Below are 18,501 nucleotides of genomic sequence, written 5' to 3' on the forward strand. Positions count from 1 at the left end.
GCTTCGGCGGCACAGGCCCGCACGATCGGCCTCGACACCTGCCCTAGGCGGGGTGTTTACGCCGGTCGTGCGGCCCTTTGCCGATCAGCCGGGCCGGCACTCCGCCAGCGCCGGGATGTCGACCACGCCGCCGAGGATGTAGTCGTGCGGCCCCTCCGTGAGGGCCTCCCGCGACAGCGCCCCGGTGAGCACACCGACCGAGATCGCCCCGGCATTGCGCGCGGCTTGCAGGTCAACGAGAGTGTCGCCAGCGGCGAGCACGCGCGCGACGTCGTGCACTCCGGTGAGCTCCATCGCGTGGTGGATCAGGTACGGCGCCGGGCGCCCGGCGGCGACGTCCGAGGTGGTCACAACCGCGTCGACGGTGGTGGAGGGCGAGATCGGAGCCGCAGGATCCTTGGCCGCCGTCCATCCGAGCGACGCCAGCAGCCCCTCGACGACCGGCCGATCGAACCCGGTCGAGAGGGCCACCCGAATGCCGCGGGAGCGCAGCGAAGCGAGAGCCTCGGGCACGCCGTCGAAGGCGGTCGGCGGGTCGGTGCGGTAGGCCTCGGCGAGGGCGACCTTGAATGCGGCGAAGCGGCTCGCGACCAGCTCGTCGGTGGGGGAGATGCCGCCCAGATCGAGGAGGGCGGTGATCGCCTGCACCTTGTCGGTGCCCATCCACGCCTGCAGGTCGCTGTCCGAGAGGGTCGCGCCGGCTCCGGTGACGGCCTCCGAGAGCGCACGGTAGACGGCGCCCCCGTCGTCGATGGTGGTTCCCGCCATATCAAAGACTGCCAATTCGATCATCCTCCGAGCGTAGGTGGGGCCGAAAACCCGAGGGCGACGCTCAAGCCGTTGGTCGCCGAGAGTTCGCAAGCCATTCACCGAGCCAGCGTGTCCCCGTAACGGGGGACGGCAACCATGGCCCCCGATCGACCTGCGGATTCCCCCCGTCCGGCACCACGGACCACCGCAGGCGTCCTGGAGGAAACACAGTGCAGACATCGTTCTCGAAGCCGGCGAAGCGCATCGTCGCCGGACTTGCGTTCTCCGCGGCCGTGGCCATCGTGCTGACCGGCTGCTCGACGGGGTCGAGCGCCGGCGGAAACGCCAGCGACTCGAAAGCCGCCACCGCCACCAGCGCCGCCGACATGGGCGGCATGGACGCCCTCGTCAAGGCCGCTAACGCCGAGGGTGCGCTCAACGTCATCACGCTGCCCCCGTCGTGGGCCAACTACGGCAAGATCATCGCCGGCTTCGAGAAGAAGTACCCCGACATCAAGATCACCTCGGCGAACCCGAACGGCTCGTCGGCTGACGAGGTCGCCGCGGCGAAGTCGCTCAAGGGCCAGTCGACCGCCCCCGACGTGTTCGACCTCGGCACGGCCGTGCTCAACGAGAACACCGACCTGCTGGCCAAGTACAAGGTCTCGAACTGGTCGGACATCCCCGCCGACTTCAAAGACGCCGACGGCACCTGGTACTACGACTACACCGGCCTCATGTCGGTCGGCTACGACTCCAGCGTCATCAAGACGGCCCCGACGTCGATCACCGACCTGCTCTCGTCGGACTACAAGAACAAGGTCTCGATCAAGGGCGACCCGACGCAGGCCAACGAGGCCGCCTCGGCCGTCTACCTCGCGGCCCTCGGCAACGGCGGCTCGGCCGACAACATCCAGCCCGGCATCGACTTCTTCAAGAAGCTGAAGGGCGACGGCAACTTCAACTCGACGCTGCCCACCCAGGCCACGGTCAACTCGGGTGAGACTCCCGTTGTGATCCAGTGGAGCTACAACAACCTCGCGTGGGGCCCTGCCGGAGGATCCGCCGGCAACCCGAACTGGAAGACGGTCGTGCTCCCGGGTACCGCCCTCGGCTCGTACTACAACCAGGCCATCAACAAGGACGCCCCGCACCCCGCTGCGGCGCGCCTCTGGGAGGAGTACCTCTACAGCCCCGAGGTGCAGAACCTCTACCTGGCAGCCGGTGCGTACCCCGCGACCCTCGCCGCCATGGAGAAGGCCGGCACCGTCGACAAAGACACGCTGAAGACCGTCGGCGAGGCGCCCAGCGACTTCGTCCAGCTCACCAGCGACCAGGCCACGGCCGCGGCCAAGCTCCTGACCGCCGGCTGGGCCAAGGCAGTCAACTAGCACCGGAGAAAGACACCTCATGACGACACGATCGATCCCCGAAACGGCATCCCCCACGGTGGGATCGGTCGTGTCGTCGGAGCTGCGTGCGGGGAGTGCTCGGCGTTCACCCGCTCCGCGCACCCCCGCCGGGCGTGCCCCGGCCCCCGGTGACAGCGGCGGCACCGGAGGCTCGCGACCTCGACGCCGCAGTGCGGCTTGGCTCGGCTTCACACCGTTCGCCGCCTATGTCGTGCTGTTCCTCGCCATCCCTGCGGTGATCGCGGTGGCAAGCGGCTTCTTCACCGCCGACGGCGCCTTCACCCTGGCGAACCTCTCCGCTCTCACCGACCCGACGATCGTCAAGGCGTTCCAGGGGTCTCTGCTGGTCTCGATCGTCAGCGCCCTGCTCGGCGCCGTCATCGGCGCTCTCGTCTGCTTCGCGCTCCTCGGCACGAAGGCGGAGGGCATGCTCCGCACCGTCGTCGATGCCGCCTCGAGCGTGCTCGCCCAGTTCGGCGGCGTCATGCTCGCCTTCGCGTTCATCGCGACGATCGGTTTCCAGGGGGTCGTGACGCTCTGGCTGAAAGACACCTTCGGCCTCGACGTCAACGCGAACGGTGCGCTGCTCTACCAGACGTCCGGCCTGATCATCCCCTATACCTACTTCTCGGTGCCGCTCATGGTGCTCACCTTCATGCCGGCGATGGAGGGCCTCAAAGCCACCTGGGGCGAGGCCGCGGCCACTCTCGGCGCGACCCGATTCCAGTACTGGACGAAGATCGCCATGCCGGTGCTCGCCCCCGCGTTCTTCGGCTCCGTCCTCCTCCTCTTCGCGAACTCGTTCTCGTCGTTCGCGACGGCTGCGGCCCTGCTCAGCCAGGGCGGAATCGTGCCGCTCGCCATCAAGCAGCAGCTCACCAGCGAGACGATCGTCGGGGTCGCGAACTCCGCGGGCGTCCTCGCCCTCGGAATGCTGGTGATCATGGTCGTGATCATGTTCTTCTACTCGCTCCTGCAGCGTCGGGCAGCGAGGTGGCAGCGATGAGCGCGCCCCGCATCGGCGCCGAGCCGAGCCGCACCGCACGCCTCGTCATCTTGATCGTGGTCGGGCTGGTCTTCGTCGTGCCGCTTGCGGCCATGTTCCAGTTCACACTGCGCCTGGCGGGCAAGAGCGGCTACTCGTTCATCCACTACGTCTCGATCTTCCATCCCGACCCCGCCCTCGGCACCGACTACTCGCCGATCTGGCAGGGCATCCAGAACTCGCTGGTGATCTGCGTCATCACCGTCGCGATCGTGATGCTGGTGCTGCTGCCGACCATGCTGCTGGTGGAGCTGCGGTATCCCCGGTTCCGTCGGATCCTGGAGTTCGTCTGCATCCTGCCCATCACGATCCCGTCGATCGTGCTCGTGGTCGGCTACGTGCCCGTCTACCAGCGGGTGGCGGCCGTATTCGGCAGTGCGCCCTGGACTCTCGCGTTCGCGGTCGGCATCATCGTGCTGCCGTACGCCTACCGGCCGATCGCCACGAACATCCAGGCCTTCGACCTCGTCACGCTGACCGAGGCGGCGCGGTCTCTCGGCGCTTCCTGGCCGACGGCGATCGCCCGGGTGATCCTGCCGAACATGCGGCGCGGGGTCATCTCGGCGGTGTTCCTCACCGTGGCTGTCGTGCTCGGCGAGTACACGATCGCGTCGTTCCTCAGCCAGAACACGTTCCAGACGGCCCTGTTGCTGATCAGTCAGACCGACTCGTACGTGGCGACGATCTTCGCGCTCACCGCCCTCGTGTTCGCCTTCGTCCTGCTCGTCATCATCGGCCGCTTCGGTGCTGTCCGCCCCGGCGGTCGCGTCAAGAAGACCCGTCGCCCTCGCGGCACGGAGCCGAGGATCCCCCTCCCGACACCGACACCCGCCCGGAGTGCCTCATGACGTCCACCAGCCCCGCCCCCACCCTCGAGCGCCTCGGCGAAGGCGCGACCGTCGAGCTCCTCGGCGTCGTCAAGGAGTACTCGGGAGTCCGCGCCCTCGACGAGCTGTCGTTGACGATCCGCCCCGGCGAGTTCGTCGCCCTGCTCGGCCCCTCCGGCTGTGGCAAGACGACGGCCCTCCGCGCGCTCGCAGGCCTCGAGCAGATCACGGCCGGCGCCATCCGGATCGACGGGGTCGACGTGGCGGGCGTGCCCGTCAACCGACGCGACATCGGCATGGTGTTTCAGCAGTACTCGCTCTTTCCGCACCTCACCGTGCAGCAGAACGTCGAATTCGGCCTGCAGATGCGCCGGGTGTCGGCATCGGACCGGGCGACCCGAGCTCGCGAAGCACTCGAGATGGTCTCGCTCGACCACCTCTCCGAGCGGTACGCGCACCAGATGTCCGGCGGCCAGCAGCAGCGCGTCGCCCTCGCCCGCGCGCTCGTGACCCGGCCGCGTGTGCTCCTGCTCGACGAGCCGCTGTCGGCTCTCGACGCCAAGGTGCGGGTGTCGCTCCGCGAAGAGATCCGAAGGATCCAGACCGAACTCGGCATCACCACCGTCTTCGTCACGCACGACCAGGAAGAGGCCCTCGCGGTCGCTGACCGGGTCGCCGTGATGCGCTCCGGCGACATCGAGCAGATCGGCACGCCCGAGGAGCTGTACCTCACCCCGGCAACACCGTTCGTCGCCGACTTCGTGGGGGTGAGCAACCGGATGCGCGGATCCTTGGTGTCGGGGGTCGTCACCGTGCGCGGCTCGCGACTGCCGTCGATCGACCCGGCCCTGCCGAACGGCGACGTGCTCGCGTTCGTGCGGCCGGAGGACATCGTGTTCGTGTCGGCGTCGTCGACTGCCCCCGGCGACTTCTCGGGGACGGTGGCCTCGACGAGCTTCCTCGGGTCGCTCCGCCGCACCACCGTTCGCCTCGACGATGACACCATCGTTTCGGTGCAGCACTCGGTCGACGAACGCTTCGAATTCGGCGACGCGGTGACTCTTCGATTGACCGGGCGGCCTGTGGCGTCGTCGCCTGTGGAGGGCTGAGCGCGCGGCGTCGGAGGCACTCACTAGTCTGGAGGAAGATGCCAGCGGGCTCAGGGGTCGGCGAGGTATCTTGATATCGAGACAGTCCGATGCACCTGGGCCGCAGCTCGAGGCATCGCCGCCAACGAAGGAGTCGCCACTCGCATGAGCACGATCATCTACACCTTGACCGACGAGTCACCCCGGTTGGCGACCTTCTCCTTCTTGCCCATTGTCGAGGCGTATGCGGCCAAGGCCGGCGTCGAGGTCGAGTCGCGCGACATCTCGCTCGCGGCCCGCATCCTCGCCCAGTTCTCCGACCGGCTCTCCGAGGCGCAGCGCGTTCCCGACACGCTCGGCGAACTCGGCGACCTGGCGAAGACGCCCGAGGCCAACATCATCAAGCTGCCCAACATCTCGGCATCGGTGCCGCAGCTGAAGGCGGCCATCACCGAGCTCCGCTCGCAGGGCTACGACCTTCCCGATTATCCTGACGAGCCGTCGAGCGACGACGATGCCGCGTCTGCCGAACAGCGCGACATCCGGGCGCGCTACGACAGGGTCAAGGGGTCGGCCGTCAACCCGGTGCTCCGCGAGGGCAACTCCGACCGCCGGGCACCGCTCTCGGTCAAGCAGTACGCCCGCAAGCACCCGCACCGCATGGGTGCCTGGAGCGCCGACTCGAAGACGAACGTCGCCACCATGGGCCACGACGACTTCCGCTCGAACGAGAAGACCACCGTCGTCACAGCCGCCGGCTCGGTGAAGATCGAATTCACCGCCGTCGACGGCACGAAGAGCGTCCTCCGCGAGTCGGTGCCCGTGCTCGAGGGGGAGGTGCTCGACGCGACCGTCATGCACGTCGCCGCCCTCCGCACGTTCCTCCACGAGCAGATGCAACGCGCCGAAGACGAGGATGTTCTGTTCTCGGTCCACCTCAAGGCCACGATGATGAAGGTCTCCGACCCGATCATCTTCGGCCAGGTCATCCGCGTCTTCTTCGCCGACGTGTTCGCGAAGTACGGCGACGACCTCGCCGCCGCGGGCCTCAACCCCAACGACGGCCTGGGCGCGATCCTCAGCGGCCTCGACTCGGTGGCGAACGGCGCCGAGATCAAAGCGGCCTTCGAAGCAGGCCTCACCGCTGGCCCCGAGCTCGCCATGGTCGACTCCGACAAGGGCATCACCAACCTGCACGTGCCGAGCGACGTGATCGTCGACGCGTCGATGCCCGCAATGATCCGCACGTCGGGCCACATGTGGGGCGCCGACGGGGCCGAGCACGACACCCTCGCGGTCATCCCCGATTCGAGCTACGCCGGCATCTACCAGGCGACGATCGACGACTGCCGTGCCAATGGCGCCTTCGACCCGACCACGATGGGGTCCGTGCCGAACGTCGGCCTCATGGCCCAGGCCGCCGAAGAGTACGGCTCACACGACAAGACGTTCCAGCTGGCTGCCGCGGGCACCGTCACGGTGTCGACCGCATCGGGCGAGGTGCTCCTCGAGCAGTCCGTCGAGGCGGGCGACATCTGGCGCATGTGCCAGACCAAAGACGTCGTCATTCGCGACTGGGTCAAGCTCGCGGTCACTCGTGCCCGTGCTACCGGAGCCCCCGCGATCTTTTGGCTCGACCGGACTCGCGCGCACGACGCCCAGCTCGCCTCGCTGGTCGCGACCTATCTCGCCGACCACGACACCGACGGCCTGCAGATCGAGATCATGTCGCCTGTCGACGCCATGAAGTTCTCGCTCGAGCGCATCCGTCGCGGCGAAGACACGATCTCGGTCACCGGCAATGTGCTGCGCGACTACCTGACCGACCTGTTCCCGATCATGGAGCTCGGCACCTCGGCCAAGATGCTGTCGGTCGTGCCTCTGCTTAACGGCGGCGGTCTTTTCGAGACCGGTGCCGGCGGCTCGGCCCCGAAGCAGGTCTCGCAGCTCGTGCAGCAGAACTACCTCCGCTGGGACAGCCTCGGCGAGTTCCTCGCACTCGCGGCCAGCTTCGAGCACCTCGCGGCAACGACCGGCAATGCCCGAGCGCAGATTCTCGCCGACACCCTCGACCGGGCCACGGCCACCTTCCTCGACGAGAACAAGTCGCCGGCACGCGCCATCGGCTCGATCGACAACCGCGGCAGCCACTTCTACCTGGCGCTCTACTGGGCGAACGAGCTCGCCGCGCAGACCGACGACTCAGCTCTCGCCGCTGACTTCGCGGCGCTCGCGAAGGCGCTTGGCGATGGCGAAGAGACCATCACCGGCGAGCTCAACGGGGCGCAGGGCCACGCGGTCGACATCGGCGGCTACTACCAGCCCGACGACGCGAAGGCCTCGGCCGTGATGCGCCCATCCGCGACGCTGAACGCCGCGCTGGCTGCCCTCTAGGCGGCGCCCGGCGTCACAACACCGCCTTTCGGGCGCGGCACCGCCCATGGGCGGTGTCTTCCCCGGAAGGCGGTGTTTTCGTGTCGCCGCGCGAGTCGCAATCGAACCACCGACGCCGCCCCGCGCGTAACGTCGCCCCCATGTCAAAGATCGTCATCATCGGAGCCACCGGGCACGTCGGCGGTTACCTCGTTCCCCGCCTCATCGCTGCCGGACACGAGGTCGTGGCGGTGAGCCGGGGCACGAGCGCTCCCTATCGCGACGACCCGGCCTGGGAGAAAGTCACCAGGATCCAGCTCGACCGCGAGCAAGGAGACGCCGACCGCACCTTCGCGCCGGCCATCGCGGCCCTCGAGGCCGACGTCGTCATCGACATGGTGTGCTTCACCCGCTCCTCAGCCGAGCAGCTCGTCGACGCACTGCGGCCTGCGTCTCCTCTCCTCCTTCACTGCGGCACGGTCTGGGTGCACGGCCCGGCGACCGAGGTGCCGATCACCGAGAGTGCGATCCGCACCCCGTTCGGCGAGTACGGCACCGGCAAGGCCGAGATCGAAGAGCTCCTTCTGCGCGAATCGCAGCGGCCCGGCGGGCTTCGCTCGGTCGTGCTGCACCCCGGGCACATCACCGGCCCGGGCTGGGCCATGATCAACCCGCAGGGCAACCTCGATCTGTCGGTCTGGGAAGACCTGGCGCACGGGCGCCCCGTCACGCTTCCGGGGTTCGGCCTCGAGACGCTCCACCACGTGCACGCCGACGACGTCGCGCAGGCGTTCGTGAAGGCCATCGAGCGGTCGACCGAGGCGGTCGGCAACAGCTTCCACGTGGTGTCCGATCGCGCGGTGACCCTGCGCGGTCTCGCCGAGGGCATCGCCCGCTGGTACGGGCAGGAGGCGCAGCTCGAGTTCGAGCCGTTCGCCGAATGGAGGCGGGGCGTAAGCGCGGAGTCGGCGGAGGCGAGCGAGGCCCACATCTCGCGCAGCCATTCGATGTCGATCGAGAAGGGGCGCCGGATCCTCGGCTACGAACCCCGCTACACGACACTGCAGGCCGTCGAAGAGGGTCTGGAGTGGCTCGCCCGCGACGGGCAGCTGGCCGTCTGACCCGCCGCCCACCCCGCACTGGGGTCGAGGGCCCCCAGCAGCCTCCGCGAGAATGAACGCGTGACCACCCTCTACGTCTGCGACCTCGACGGCACTCTGCTCTCGCCCGACGCGAGCCCGAGCGCCTTCACCGTCGATACGGTCAACTCGCTCGTCGCGCAGGGCCTCCCGATCGCCATCGCGACGGCCCGCTCCGTCGTCTCGCTGCGGCGGGTGACCGAGGGACTCCATCTCGAAGGGCCCGCGTGCGTCTACGGCGGGGCCTTCATCGTCGACCTCACGACCGGCGAGACCCTCGTGGATCACGTCATCGACCCGGAGCTCGTCGACGAGGTCCTCGGCGTCTTCGCCGAGAACGGTGCCGCCCCGCTCGTGTACTCGCTCGACTCGTCGCCGGAGGCCGAGGCGCACGCCGACACCGTCGGGTGGGTGCGCGGGGCCGAAGGCCCGGGTATCGAGTGGTACCTCGCAGAGCGCGGCGCGGATCCGCGATTCCGGCCCGTGGCGCACCCGAGCGAGCTGACGCGCGACGGCACATTCTCGATCGTCGCTCTCGCACCGGAGGCCGATCTCGAGCCGGTGCGAAGGATCCTCGACTCCCGCTATGGCGATCGGCTGACGGTCACGCTGCAGCCCGAGACGTATCTCGAGGGCATCCACTGGCTCGAGGTGGCCGCGCTCGGGTCGGACAAGGGTGCCGGTATTCGCGAACTGGCCAGGGCCTGGGGAGCCGATCGGGTGGTCTGCTTCGGCGACAACCTCAACGACCTGCCGATGTTCGACGTGGCCGACGAGGCTTATGCCATGGCCAACGCGAGCGACGAGGTGAAGGCGCGGGCAACGGCGATCATCGACTCGAACGCCGACGACGGTGTCGCGCGGTGGTTGCAATCGAACGCGAGGATCCCGGCCCAACACTGATCGGGGATCGATCGTCGTGACGGGGGCTTGCCGTCGCTCGTTGCGGGGTCCATTCTGTGTCTCACCGCGTCGCCGATTGCTCGGCAGTCGTCGACGGCGCTTCTGCATCGGCCACCACCCGAAAGAGGACGATGATGACTCCCCGCACAGACCCGTCGGCGACGCTCCCGTCCTCGTCGAAGGTCGCATTCACAAAGCGGTCGTGGCCGATCCCGCTCGACGAGCTGCCGACGCCGGTGCTCACCATCGACACGGCCGTGCTCGACCACAACATCGACACGATGGCCCGGTGGTGCTCCGAGGCCGGGGTCGATCTCGCCCCGCACGGCAAGACCACGATGGCCCCCGAGGTCTGGCAGCGCCAACTCGATGCGGGGGCCTGGGGGATCACCATCGCGACCGCGTACCAGGCCGAGATCGCGCGTCAGGCCGGTGTTCGCCACATCATCTTCGCCGGCACCACGTTCTCGACCGACGCGCTTCTGCTTCTGGTCGAGCCGGGGAGCGACGTGCTCATGTGGGTCGACTCGGTCGCGACCGTCCACCTCGTCGATGCGGCGCTCGAGCGGGGGAGCGCCACCCGGCCGCTCCCCGTGCTCGTCGAGCTCGGCGCGCGCGGTGGTCGGACCGGGGCTCGCACCCTCGACGCGGCGCTCGCCGTGGCCGCGGCCGTCCGCGATGCCGACCACCTCGTGCTGGCAGGAGTCGCCGGCTACGAGGGGGCTCTGACCCACGGTATCGACGCCGAGTCGCTCCAGCTCGTCGACGACTACCTGGCCACGCTCATCGAGTTCCGCGATCGGCTCGACGGCGAATCGTTCACCCAGTGGCTCGACCTCGGCGGAGACGTCGTGCTCACGGCCGGCGGCAGCGTCTACTTTGATCGCGTGGTCGAGGCGCTCGGATTCCGACACGACCCCGACGGGGTGCGCGGGGTGCGAACCCGCGTCGTCCTCCGATCGGGGGCCTACGTCACGCACGACCACGACCTGTATCGACGACTCACCCCGTTCGAGCGCATCGAGAATGCCGACCGCTTCCTGCCGGCGCTCGACCTGTGGGCGAGCGTCATCTCGAAACCGGAGGCGACGCTCGCGCTACTCAACGTCGGCCGACGCGACACCGCCGACGACGAGGGGCTGCCGATCCCCATCGAGGCGTACCGCACCTCGGCCCAGGGCGTGAGACGGGTGCCCGGCGCCGTCGATGCCGCTCGCGTGACGGGCCTCAACGACCAGCACGCGTTCGTCGAGCTCCCGCCCGAGTCATCGCTGGCGATCGGCGACCTCGTCCGTCTCGGCATCTCGCACCCGTGCACGACCATCGACAAGTGGACCGACATCGCGACGATCGACGAAGGCCGGGGTCAGCCGCGCGCGCTGCCCGCGGTGTCGGGGGTGATTCGGACCCGCTTCTAGCAGGTGGGAGGCTTTGAGACCTCAAAAACGACGCCTGAACGAGTCGTGCAGTCGTCGATTCTGACGTCTCGCCGACCGGAACCTAGCGGGGAGCGTTGCGACCCGACCGGGGCCACGTGTCGGCTGCGACGCCGCGACGAAGCAGCAGCGCCAGCCCGATCCCGAGCACGAGGCCGGCGAGGCCGACGGGCAGGCAGATGGCCGACGCGACGATCGGTGCGGTCGTGAGCATCAGCGTGAAGGCGACGACCAGGAAGAAGCCGCCCACCATCCCCGAGACGATGGCGATGCGCTCTGTGATCCGACGACGCTCTGACTTCATACCCGAACCCTAGAGTGCGCCGCCGCCGCGCGCAGTCGTCTCTTCAGGGGACACCCTCAGCCGACGGCGACCCGACCTGTCAGCCGATCGATGAGCGCATCGACCTCCGGATCCACGACGCGACGCGAGGGGTCGGCGTCGTGCCAGGCGATGATCTGCCGGGCACCCTCGGCGAAGGGGATGCGCGGCTCCCATCCGGTGGCCAGCGACCGGATCTTGGTCGTGTCGAAGACCGCCGGGTGGCTGCGGTCGCCGCGGAGCGATTCATCCCACTCCGGGGCCTCGACGACGAGGTCGTGAGTCGTGCGGTGCACGATCTGCGGCGTCTCCACCCCGGCGGCGTCGGCCAGGTCGAGGGCGATCGCGTTCCAGGTCAGCAGTTCGGGCGACATGATGTTGAACGCCTCGCCGATCGCTTCGGGGGTGCCGAGCAACGACTGGAACGCGGTGGCGAAGTCATCCGAGTGGGTGATCGCCCAGGGCGAGGTGCCGTCGCCGTGGAGCACGATCGGCAGTCCGCGACGCAGGCGATCGATGACGGTCCACCCGCCGAGCAGAGGCACCTGGGTGCGGTCGTAGGTGTGGGAGGGGCGAACGACGGTGACGCGGATCCTGCCCGCCGCATGCTCGTCTCGCAGCAACCGCTCGCAGGCGATCTTGTCGCGGCTGTACTGCCAGAAGGGGTTGAAGAGGGGGACGGTCTCGTCGATCGGCAGCCGAGCCGGGGGCTTCTGGTACGCCGAGGCGGAGCTGATGAAGAGGTATTGGTCGGTGCGAGCCCCGTAGAGGCGCACCGCGGCGGCGGCCTGATCGGGAGTGAAGGTCAGAAAGTCGGCGATGCTGTCGAAGCGGCGGTCGCCGAGGATCCGAGACACGTCCGCTTCGTCATGCGCATCGGCGGTGAGCACTTCGACGCCGTCGGGAATGCTCCGTGCCGTCGTCGTGCCGCGGTTGAGGACGGTCACGGCGAGGCCGTTGCGCACCGCCTCGCGGACGCATGCCGCACTGATCTGGCCGGTGCCGCCGATGAAGAGGAGAGACGTCGTTGTCATCCGTCGATCATGTCAGACGCGCGCGCCGCTCGCCCGGCACCGTCGCCGGGGTGAGCGGCGTCGTCACTCGGCGGCGCGAAGCTCGCGTCGGAAGTAAATGATTCCCGACCCGAGGGCGACCACGGCGAACACCGCCGAGACCAGGGGATAGCCGAGGCTGAACCATGCGTACGCCGCAGAGCCCATCACGGCGATCTCGACAATGGCGCGCCCGAGCGGATCGGTCTTCAGCGGACCGCGAGGCGAGCGGAAAAGCCACCACACCACGGCGGCGAAGAGCGGAGCGCCGATGACGAAGAACAGCGAGGGAAAGGGGAACGGCCAGGCCAGGTAGCCCCAGAAGCCCAGGCTGAACAGCGCGAAGACCTGGAGGACGATGCGCACGACGGTGTTCGGCGAGATCGGGTGGCCGGTGCCGTCGTCTCCGCCTCCGCGACCGGGGCGTCTCTTGGGAGTGTCGAACATGGATCCTGGTGTCTGCTCTGGTCGTCTGTCGGGGTGCGGCGTCAGCGGAAGACGATCGTACGAGCGCCGTCGAGGAGCACGCGGTCTTCGGCGAACCAGCGGACGGCCTGCGTGAGGGTGCGGCTCTCTTCGTCTTGGCCGATGGCCACCAGGTCGCCCGGAGTGCGGCTGTGATCGACTCGGACCACGTTCTGCTCGATGATCGGGCCCTCGTCGAGGTCGCTCGTGACGAAGTGGGCGGTCGCGCCGATCAGCTTCACGCCGCGGGCATGCGCCTGCCGGTAGGGATTCGCGCCCTTAAAGCCGGGGAGGAACGAGTGGTGGATGTTGATGGCGCGGCCCTCGAGAGCGGCGCAGAGCTCGGGGCTGAGGATCTGCATGTAGCGGGCCAGGACGACCAGCTCGATGTCGTGCTCTTCGACCACCTCGAGCACGCGGCGCTCGAAGTCGGCCTTGAGCTCGGGGCCGACGACGGCGCGGTGTTCGAACGGCACGCCGTAGAACTCGGCCAGTTCGGCGAGATCGGCATGGTTGGCCAGCACGAGCGGGATCTCGATCGGCAGCTGCCCGGCGCGCTGGCGGAAGAGGAGGTCGTTGAGGCAGTGCGCGGCCTTGCTCGCGAGCACGAGCGTGCGGAGGGGGCGGCCGACGACGTCGAGCTTCCACTCCATGTCGTAGCGCTCGGCGACCGGCGCGAGTGCCCCGGCGAAGGCGTCGCGGCCGGTGTCGGAGACGACCTGCAGGCGCATGAAGAAGGTGCCGGTGTCGATGCTCGAGAACTGCTGCGACTCGGTGATGTTGCCGCCCGCGTCGACCACGGCGCCACTGATCGCGTGGACGATGCCGGGCTTGTCTTGGCAGACGAGCGTGAGGGTCCAGTGGGTCTCGGTCACGCGGTCAATCCTAGGTGACCCGTCCCCTCCCGAATTGGAAGGAGATTCGTCGCCCGGGCAGGCCGCGATCGGGATGAATGCGTCCGGCCTCGCGGGTTTTTCCTTCGAATTCGGAGGAGGAGGAGGATGGGAGCGGCGGCGGCTCAGACGACGCTGATGGGCTCCGTGTCGGCGCGCGTGGCAGTGCTGTCATCGGCCGGCTTCGACGTCGCCGGCCGCACGGCCTTCAGCCGTCGGTCGAAGATCGTCAGGGCGCTGAGCACGACGGCTATCCCGACGATCACCCAGCCGAGCTCGTGAAGAGCGCCGGTCGTCGGCCGGTCGCCGTACGCGACGCCGATGAGGCTCGTCGACGCGATCGCGCCGATGTAGATGCTGGTGCGCGACAGCCCGGCGGCCGCTCCGATCCCGGCGGGGTCGACCTGGCGATAGAGCGCGGCCTGGTTCGATACCGAGGCGAGCCCCTGCGGGATCGTGAAGAAGATCGTGGCGACGACGAACAACCAGACTGGGGATCCCGAGGTGAGCGACACCACGACGAATCCGCCGACCAGCGGAATCAGGGCGGCCGCGATCAACGGCAGGCGCACCCCGGCCTTTCGCGCGAACCAGAAGGACGCGACGCCCGCGAGGATTGCACCGGGCAGCTGGATCAGGCCGGCCGTCTGAGACGAGATGCCGGCGACCTCCTGCACCCACTGCGAGAACCCGTAGGTCATCGTGTAGGCGATGCCGTAGACCAGGAACAGGCGGAGGTAGGTGCGGGTCAACGGACCGTTGGAGGCGAGCATGCGCACGTCGATGAACGGTGCGACGGCGCGACGCTCCCAGACGATGAGTGCGACGAGGGCCGCAGCCGTCACGATCAGCAGCCACCACAGGCCCGCCCCGAGGTCGAGGAGGAACACCAGCAGGCTGCCGATGGTCACGGCGAAAAGGGCGAGGCCAAGAGGGTCGATGGCCTGGACGATCGGGAGCGGCGCCGAGCGGATCGGCCGGATTCTGTCCGACGGAAGCCAGAGTGCCGCCAACACGAGCCCGATGCCCGCGAGAGGCACGTTGACGAGGAAGATCGCTTGCCAGCTGAAGGCGCCGATCAGCGCGCCCGCGAGGGGTGGGCCGGCTGCGGCCGAGACGAGCGACGAGATCGACAGGCCGCCGAGCACGAGCGGTGGGGTGGCGATCGAGAGGCGGTCGCTCTGGTTGCGGATCGCGCTCATCGCCGCCGGGTAGGCCGACGACGTGCCGATGCCGATGAGCACGCGCGAGACCAGGGCGCCGCCGAACGTCGGGACGACCGCGGGCAGGATCCCTGCCACGATCACCACGACCAGCCCTAAGAGGAAGATCTTCTTCGGACCGAACCGATCGGCGAGCTTGCCCATCGTCGGCTGCGCGATCGCCGAGGCGAGGTAGAGCGACGAGACGAGCCAGATGGCCTGGTCGCTGCCGATACCGAGGTCACGGGAGATCGGGGCGAGGGCGACCGCGATCATCGTGGTGTTGATCGGGTTGAGCAGAGGGCCGAACAGGATCGGGATGACGAAGCGGGGGCCGAAGCCGGTCTCGGTGCGGGTGTTGCGGGTGCGGGGGCTCGTGGTGGTCGTGGTGGTCGCCTACTCAGGTCGTCGACGGGCTGGTCGACGGCGGCGTCGATCGGGACTTTATGCAGTCTACCTGCATATGTTGGTTTGGGTCAGGGGTACCCGATGAACCACAGCGGAATCAGCGCCACCGCCTGCAGCACCACCGCGACGCCCAGCACGACCACGCGCCGCCGTCGCGTCTCCGAGAACAGCCGGCTGCCGAGCAGCGGCGCGACCGGCATCATCAACCGAAACAGACTCTGCTGCGGTAAGAACACCGCGACGAGATACAGCCAGTACGAGGTCGTGAAACCGACGATCTCGTGCCCGAGCTCGCGCGTCGACCGCCGAGTGAGCCAGAACGCGCCCGCGGCGAGTGCCAGGAGCACGAGCAGGACGCCGGGCCACGACAGCCAGGTCGCCGCCATCGTGAACCACGGCGTCAGCGGACGGAAGGCCTGGTGACCGACATAGCCCACCCACCACGACAGCTCCGTGTCGAGGTAGGCGTCGCGCTCGCCGGTCACGCCGGTGGCGACCCAGGGCCACGCCAAGCCGGCGACAGTCACGACAGCGCCGGCGAAGACGATCTGGAGCGTGTCGCGCACCGGGAGGTGACCGCCTCGGATCCTCGATTCTCGCCACCGGACGACGAGGTGGATGCCGAGGGTGAGGGCGAACGCCAGCATGCCGGGGCGTGTGAAGGCCGCGACCACGGCGAATGGGATCAGCAGCAGGTGGCGCCTCGTCATCAGGCACCAGAGCGCCGTGAAGAAGAAGAACAGGAAGCTGCTCTCGGCATAGGCGCACTGCAAGAGGTACCCCATCGGCCCGACGCAGAACACCGCGACCGCGAAGAGCGCTCGCTCCCGCGGCACCCGGAGGGCCAGCAGTCGGTAGAGCATCAGCGCGGCGCCGAACCCGAACACGGTCGCGACCAGAACACCGGCCGTGTAGAACGGCAGGCCCGTGACCGCGACGACTGCCTTGACGATGCCCGGAAACACCGGCAAGAAAGCCCACGGGTTCGACTGCACGTACCCGTCGTCGTCTTTCGGCAGAGTCGTCGGGTAGCCCTGCTCGGCGATCGTCTTGTAGAAGCTGGCATCCCACGACCCGGAGAAGGTGAACAACGTCGGGTCGGCCCGGTCGCTCGCGAACGACCAGCCCTGCGAGGTGGCGAGGGCGAACAAGGATCCGAGGAGTCCGGTCGAGAGCACCCGCGACAGCAGGTAGACCACCAGCACCGCGACCCACGGGCGTCGGGCGAGGAGGGCGGGCACCCGACAAACCTAGTCGGCGGTGCCTCGGTCGGGGTGGGCGGCGGGGTGACGCTGAGTCAGGAGCGGTGGCGCCGGATCCTGATGGGGCCCTTGGCGGTCGAGGGATCCACCACGCTGCCGCCCTGCGTGATGTCGACCTCGCCCGCGGCCACGAGCCGCCGGGCAGCGCGACGGGCCGGCTCCATCAGCTCGCGCCAGCCGTCGTCGTCGCCCTCGTAGACGTCGCGCGCGGCATCGGACGGGCAGATGGTGGAGGTGGCAGCACGACTCGCGAGTAGGCGCTGGATGCTCGCCTCGAGAGCCCGGTCAACGGGCTTGATCTTGTGGCGGCGGCACGCGTCGCTGCAGTACGCCACTTCATCCCAGTTCTTCGCCCACTTCGCGCGCCGCTCGATACGCCGACCGCAGGAGCGGCAGGTCTTCTCGTCGAGGGTCATGATTCCGTTCTACTCCGTCGGTCCTGGTCGCTAGGCTTTTCCGGTGACGACGACAACCGCACTCCGTTTTCCCTGGGCCGGGTTGATCGCGCTGGCGATCGCGTCGTTCCTCTCGATCTCGGGCGAAATGCTCCCGACCGGCCTTCTCCCCGAGATGGGCGACGAACTCCGGGTCAGCGAGTCGTCGGTCGGGCTGCTGGTCTCGGTGTTCGCCTTCACCGTCGTGCTTACGTCGCCGATCCTCACCCACTTCACCTCCCGGATCCCTCGCCACCGGCTCCTCGTCGGCCTCATCCTCGTGATCGCGATCGGTGCCGCCGGCACCGCCCTCGCCCCGAGCTACGCGACGTTGGTCGTCGCCCGCGTCGTCGGGGGCCTGGCCCACGGGGTGTTCTGGGCCATCACCGGCGCCTACGCCGCGCACCTCGTTCCGCGCGACCAGGTGGGCAAGGCGCTCGCCGTGTCGTCGAGCGGCGGCACGCTCGCGTTCGTCCTCGGGGTGCCGCTCGGAACCGCGGTCGGGCAGGCGGTCGGGTGGCGTCTGGCGTTCGGCCTCCTCGCGGTGCTGATGGTGATCGGCGCCGTTCTGGTCTGGCGGCTGCTGCCCGACGTCGGCTCGGGGGCATCCGATGCCGCGACGCTTCGCCAGGAATACAGCGACGCGATGACCGGCGCGACCCCGATCGGCCCCGGTGCCCTGGCGACTGGGTCGATCCCGATCATTCGGCCCGGCTCGCGCGCCGGCGGTCGCCCGCCGCGCGAAGAGATCGATCCGAGCGTGCTCGGCGTGGTCATGGCCTGCATCGTCACCGGGTTCTTCATGGTCGGCCACTACTCGCTGTACACCTACGTCGCGCCGTTCCTCACCCGGTCGAGCGAGCTCCCGCCCGACATCCTGAGCATCACCCTCTTCGCCTACGGGATCGCCGGAGCCGTCGGCCTCCTCCTCGTCGGCCTCGTGCTCGGCAGGCGCCCCGACCTGAGCATCCCGGTCGTCATGGCCCTCGTCGCGGTCGCCGTCGTCGGCTTGCTCGTCTTCGAGGGTCAGCCGGTGCCGTCGTTCGTGGTCTTCGTGATCCTCGGTGTGACGTTCGGCGCTCTGCCGCCCCTCTTGCAGACGCGTCTGTTGCAGGTGGCCCCGGCTCGCATCCGAGACATCGCGAGCTCGTTCTACACGTCGTCGTTCAACGCGGGCATCGGCGCCGGCGCCCTGCTCGGCGGCCTGGTGCTGTCGGGCGTGGGGCTCGACGCCCTGCCGCGGCTGTACATCGTCATCGCCGTCGTGATGCTCGTGGTGACCGTGGTCTCGAACGTCGCGCTCGTGCGCCTGGATCGGCGCCGCAAGACGGTTCGGCGTGCGGCGCGCGAGGCGAGGCGTCTGGCCGGTCCGCGCTAACGCTCCGCTGCGGGGCGAATTCTGGGCACCGTGTTCCGTGCCGGTGGCCGGGGTGGGCGGTGCTGTGAGGAGTGGGCGGGTGTTGTGAGGAGTCGGGGGGGGGKGSAGCACC

General features: G+C 68.8%; 17 protein-coding genes. 9 read left to right on the top strand and 8 right to left on the bottom strand.

Annotation, left to right across the window (positions count from 1 at the left end; all coding sequences use genetic code 11):
• Positions 1-84: 84 nt before the first annotated feature.
• Positions 85-792 (bottom strand): phosphonatase-like hydrolase, encoded by a 708-nt coding sequence (locus VH571_RS14360; RefSeq protein ID WP_423265108.1) that lies wholly within the window; start codon positions 790-792, stop codon positions 85-87.
• Positions 793-980: 188 nt separating this feature from the next.
• Here VH571_RS14360 and VH571_RS14365 point away from each other — a divergent pair, with 188 nt between their 5' ends.
• The 8 genes from VH571_RS14365 to VH571_RS14400 all read left to right on the top strand — a co-directional run bounded on the left by VH571_RS14365 (position 981) and on the right by VH571_RS14400 (position 10,955).
• Positions 981-2,141, top strand: coding sequence for an ABC transporter substrate-binding protein (locus tag VH571_RS14365; protein WP_423265109.1), 1,161 nt, complete (start codon positions 981-983; stop codon positions 2,139-2,141).
• 19 nt (positions 2,142-2,160) lie between these two features.
• Entirely contained in the window at positions 2,161-3,168 is a 1,008-nt protein-coding gene (locus tag VH571_RS14370; RefSeq protein WP_123939504.1) for an ABC transporter permease, read from the top strand.
• Entirely contained in the window at positions 3,165-4,055 is an 891-nt protein-coding gene (locus VH571_RS14375) for an ABC transporter permease (protein ID WP_423265110.1), read from the top strand. Before VH571_RS14370 ends, VH571_RS14375 begins: the two co-directional genes overlap by 4 nt.
• Positions 4,052-5,143: an ABC transporter ATP-binding protein gene (locus VH571_RS14380; protein ID WP_423265111.1), complete on the top strand. Its 1,092-nt coding sequence runs from the start codon at positions 4,052-4,054 to the stop codon at positions 5,141-5,143. Before VH571_RS14375 ends, VH571_RS14380 begins: the two co-directional genes overlap by 4 nt.
• 144 nt (positions 5,144-5,287) lie before the next feature.
• Complete coding sequence (locus VH571_RS14385; RefSeq protein ID WP_423265112.1) at positions 5,288-7,516, top strand: NADP-dependent isocitrate dehydrogenase; 2,229 nt, start codon at positions 5,288-5,290, stop codon at positions 7,514-7,516.
• A gap of 140 nt (positions 7,517-7,656) precedes the next feature.
• Positions 7,657-8,616 (top strand): NAD-dependent epimerase/dehydratase family protein, encoded by a 960-nt coding sequence (locus VH571_RS14390; protein WP_423265113.1) that lies wholly within the window; start codon positions 7,657-7,659, stop codon positions 8,614-8,616.
• Positions 8,617-8,676: 60 nt separating this feature from the next.
• Positions 8,677-9,537, top strand: a complete 861-nt coding sequence (locus VH571_RS14395) for an HAD family hydrolase (protein WP_423265114.1) — start codon at positions 8,677-8,679, stop codon at positions 9,535-9,537.
• Between the two features lie 134 nt (positions 9,538-9,671).
• Positions 9,672-10,955 (top strand): alanine racemase, encoded by a 1,284-nt coding sequence (locus VH571_RS14400; protein ID WP_423265115.1) that lies wholly within the window; start codon positions 9,672-9,674, stop codon positions 10,953-10,955.
• An 82-nt stretch (positions 10,956-11,037) separates the two neighbouring features.
• Here the strand turns inward: VH571_RS14400 and VH571_RS14405 are convergent, their stop codons facing one another.
• From VH571_RS14405 to VH571_RS14435, 7 genes are all read right to left on the bottom strand, one after another.
• Positions 11,038-11,277, bottom strand: coding sequence for a hypothetical protein (locus VH571_RS14405; protein WP_423265116.1), 240 nt, complete (start codon positions 11,275-11,277; stop codon positions 11,038-11,040).
• 56 nt (positions 11,278-11,333) lie between these two features.
• Positions 11,334-12,329: an NAD-dependent epimerase/dehydratase family protein gene (locus VH571_RS14410; RefSeq protein WP_423265117.1), complete on the bottom strand. Its 996-nt coding sequence runs from the start codon at positions 12,327-12,329 to the stop codon at positions 11,334-11,336.
• A gap of 63 nt (positions 12,330-12,392) precedes the next feature.
• Complete coding sequence (locus VH571_RS14415; protein WP_423265118.1) at positions 12,393-12,794, bottom strand: YrdB family protein; 402 nt, start codon at positions 12,792-12,794, stop codon at positions 12,393-12,395.
• Positions 12,795-12,835: 41 nt separating this feature from the next.
• Entirely contained in the window at positions 12,836-13,687 is an 852-nt protein-coding gene (gene purU, locus VH571_RS14420; protein ID WP_423265119.1) for a formyltetrahydrofolate deformylase, read from the bottom strand.
• Positions 13,688-13,830: 143 nt separating this feature from the next.
• The gene (locus VH571_RS14425; RefSeq protein WP_423265124.1) at positions 13,831-15,228 is read right to left on the bottom strand and encodes an MFS transporter; all 1,398 of its coding nucleotides are present in this window, start codon (positions 15,226-15,228) and stop codon (positions 13,831-13,833) included.
• Between the two features lie 155 nt (positions 15,229-15,383).
• Complete coding sequence (locus VH571_RS14430; protein WP_423265120.1) at positions 15,384-16,556, bottom strand: hypothetical protein; 1,173 nt, start codon at positions 16,554-16,556, stop codon at positions 15,384-15,386.
• A 56-nt stretch (positions 16,557-16,612) separates the two neighbouring features.
• Positions 16,613-16,993, bottom strand: a complete 381-nt coding sequence (locus VH571_RS14435; protein ID WP_055965190.1) for a DUF3253 domain-containing protein — start codon at positions 16,991-16,993, stop codon at positions 16,613-16,615.
• A 43-nt stretch (positions 16,994-17,036) separates the two neighbouring features.
• On the opposite strand from VH571_RS14435, the gene VH571_RS14440 reads away from it, so the two are divergent.
• Positions 17,037-18,389: an MFS transporter gene (locus VH571_RS14440; protein WP_423265121.1), complete on the top strand. Its 1,353-nt coding sequence runs from the start codon at positions 17,037-17,039 to the stop codon at positions 18,387-18,389.
• The last annotated feature ends 112 nt before the right edge of the window (positions 18,390-18,501 follow it).

The organism is Frondihabitans sp. 4ASC-45 (assembly GCF_049472575.1).
Taxonomy (GTDB): Bacteria; Actinomycetota; Actinomycetes; order Actinomycetales; family Microbacteriaceae; genus Frondihabitans.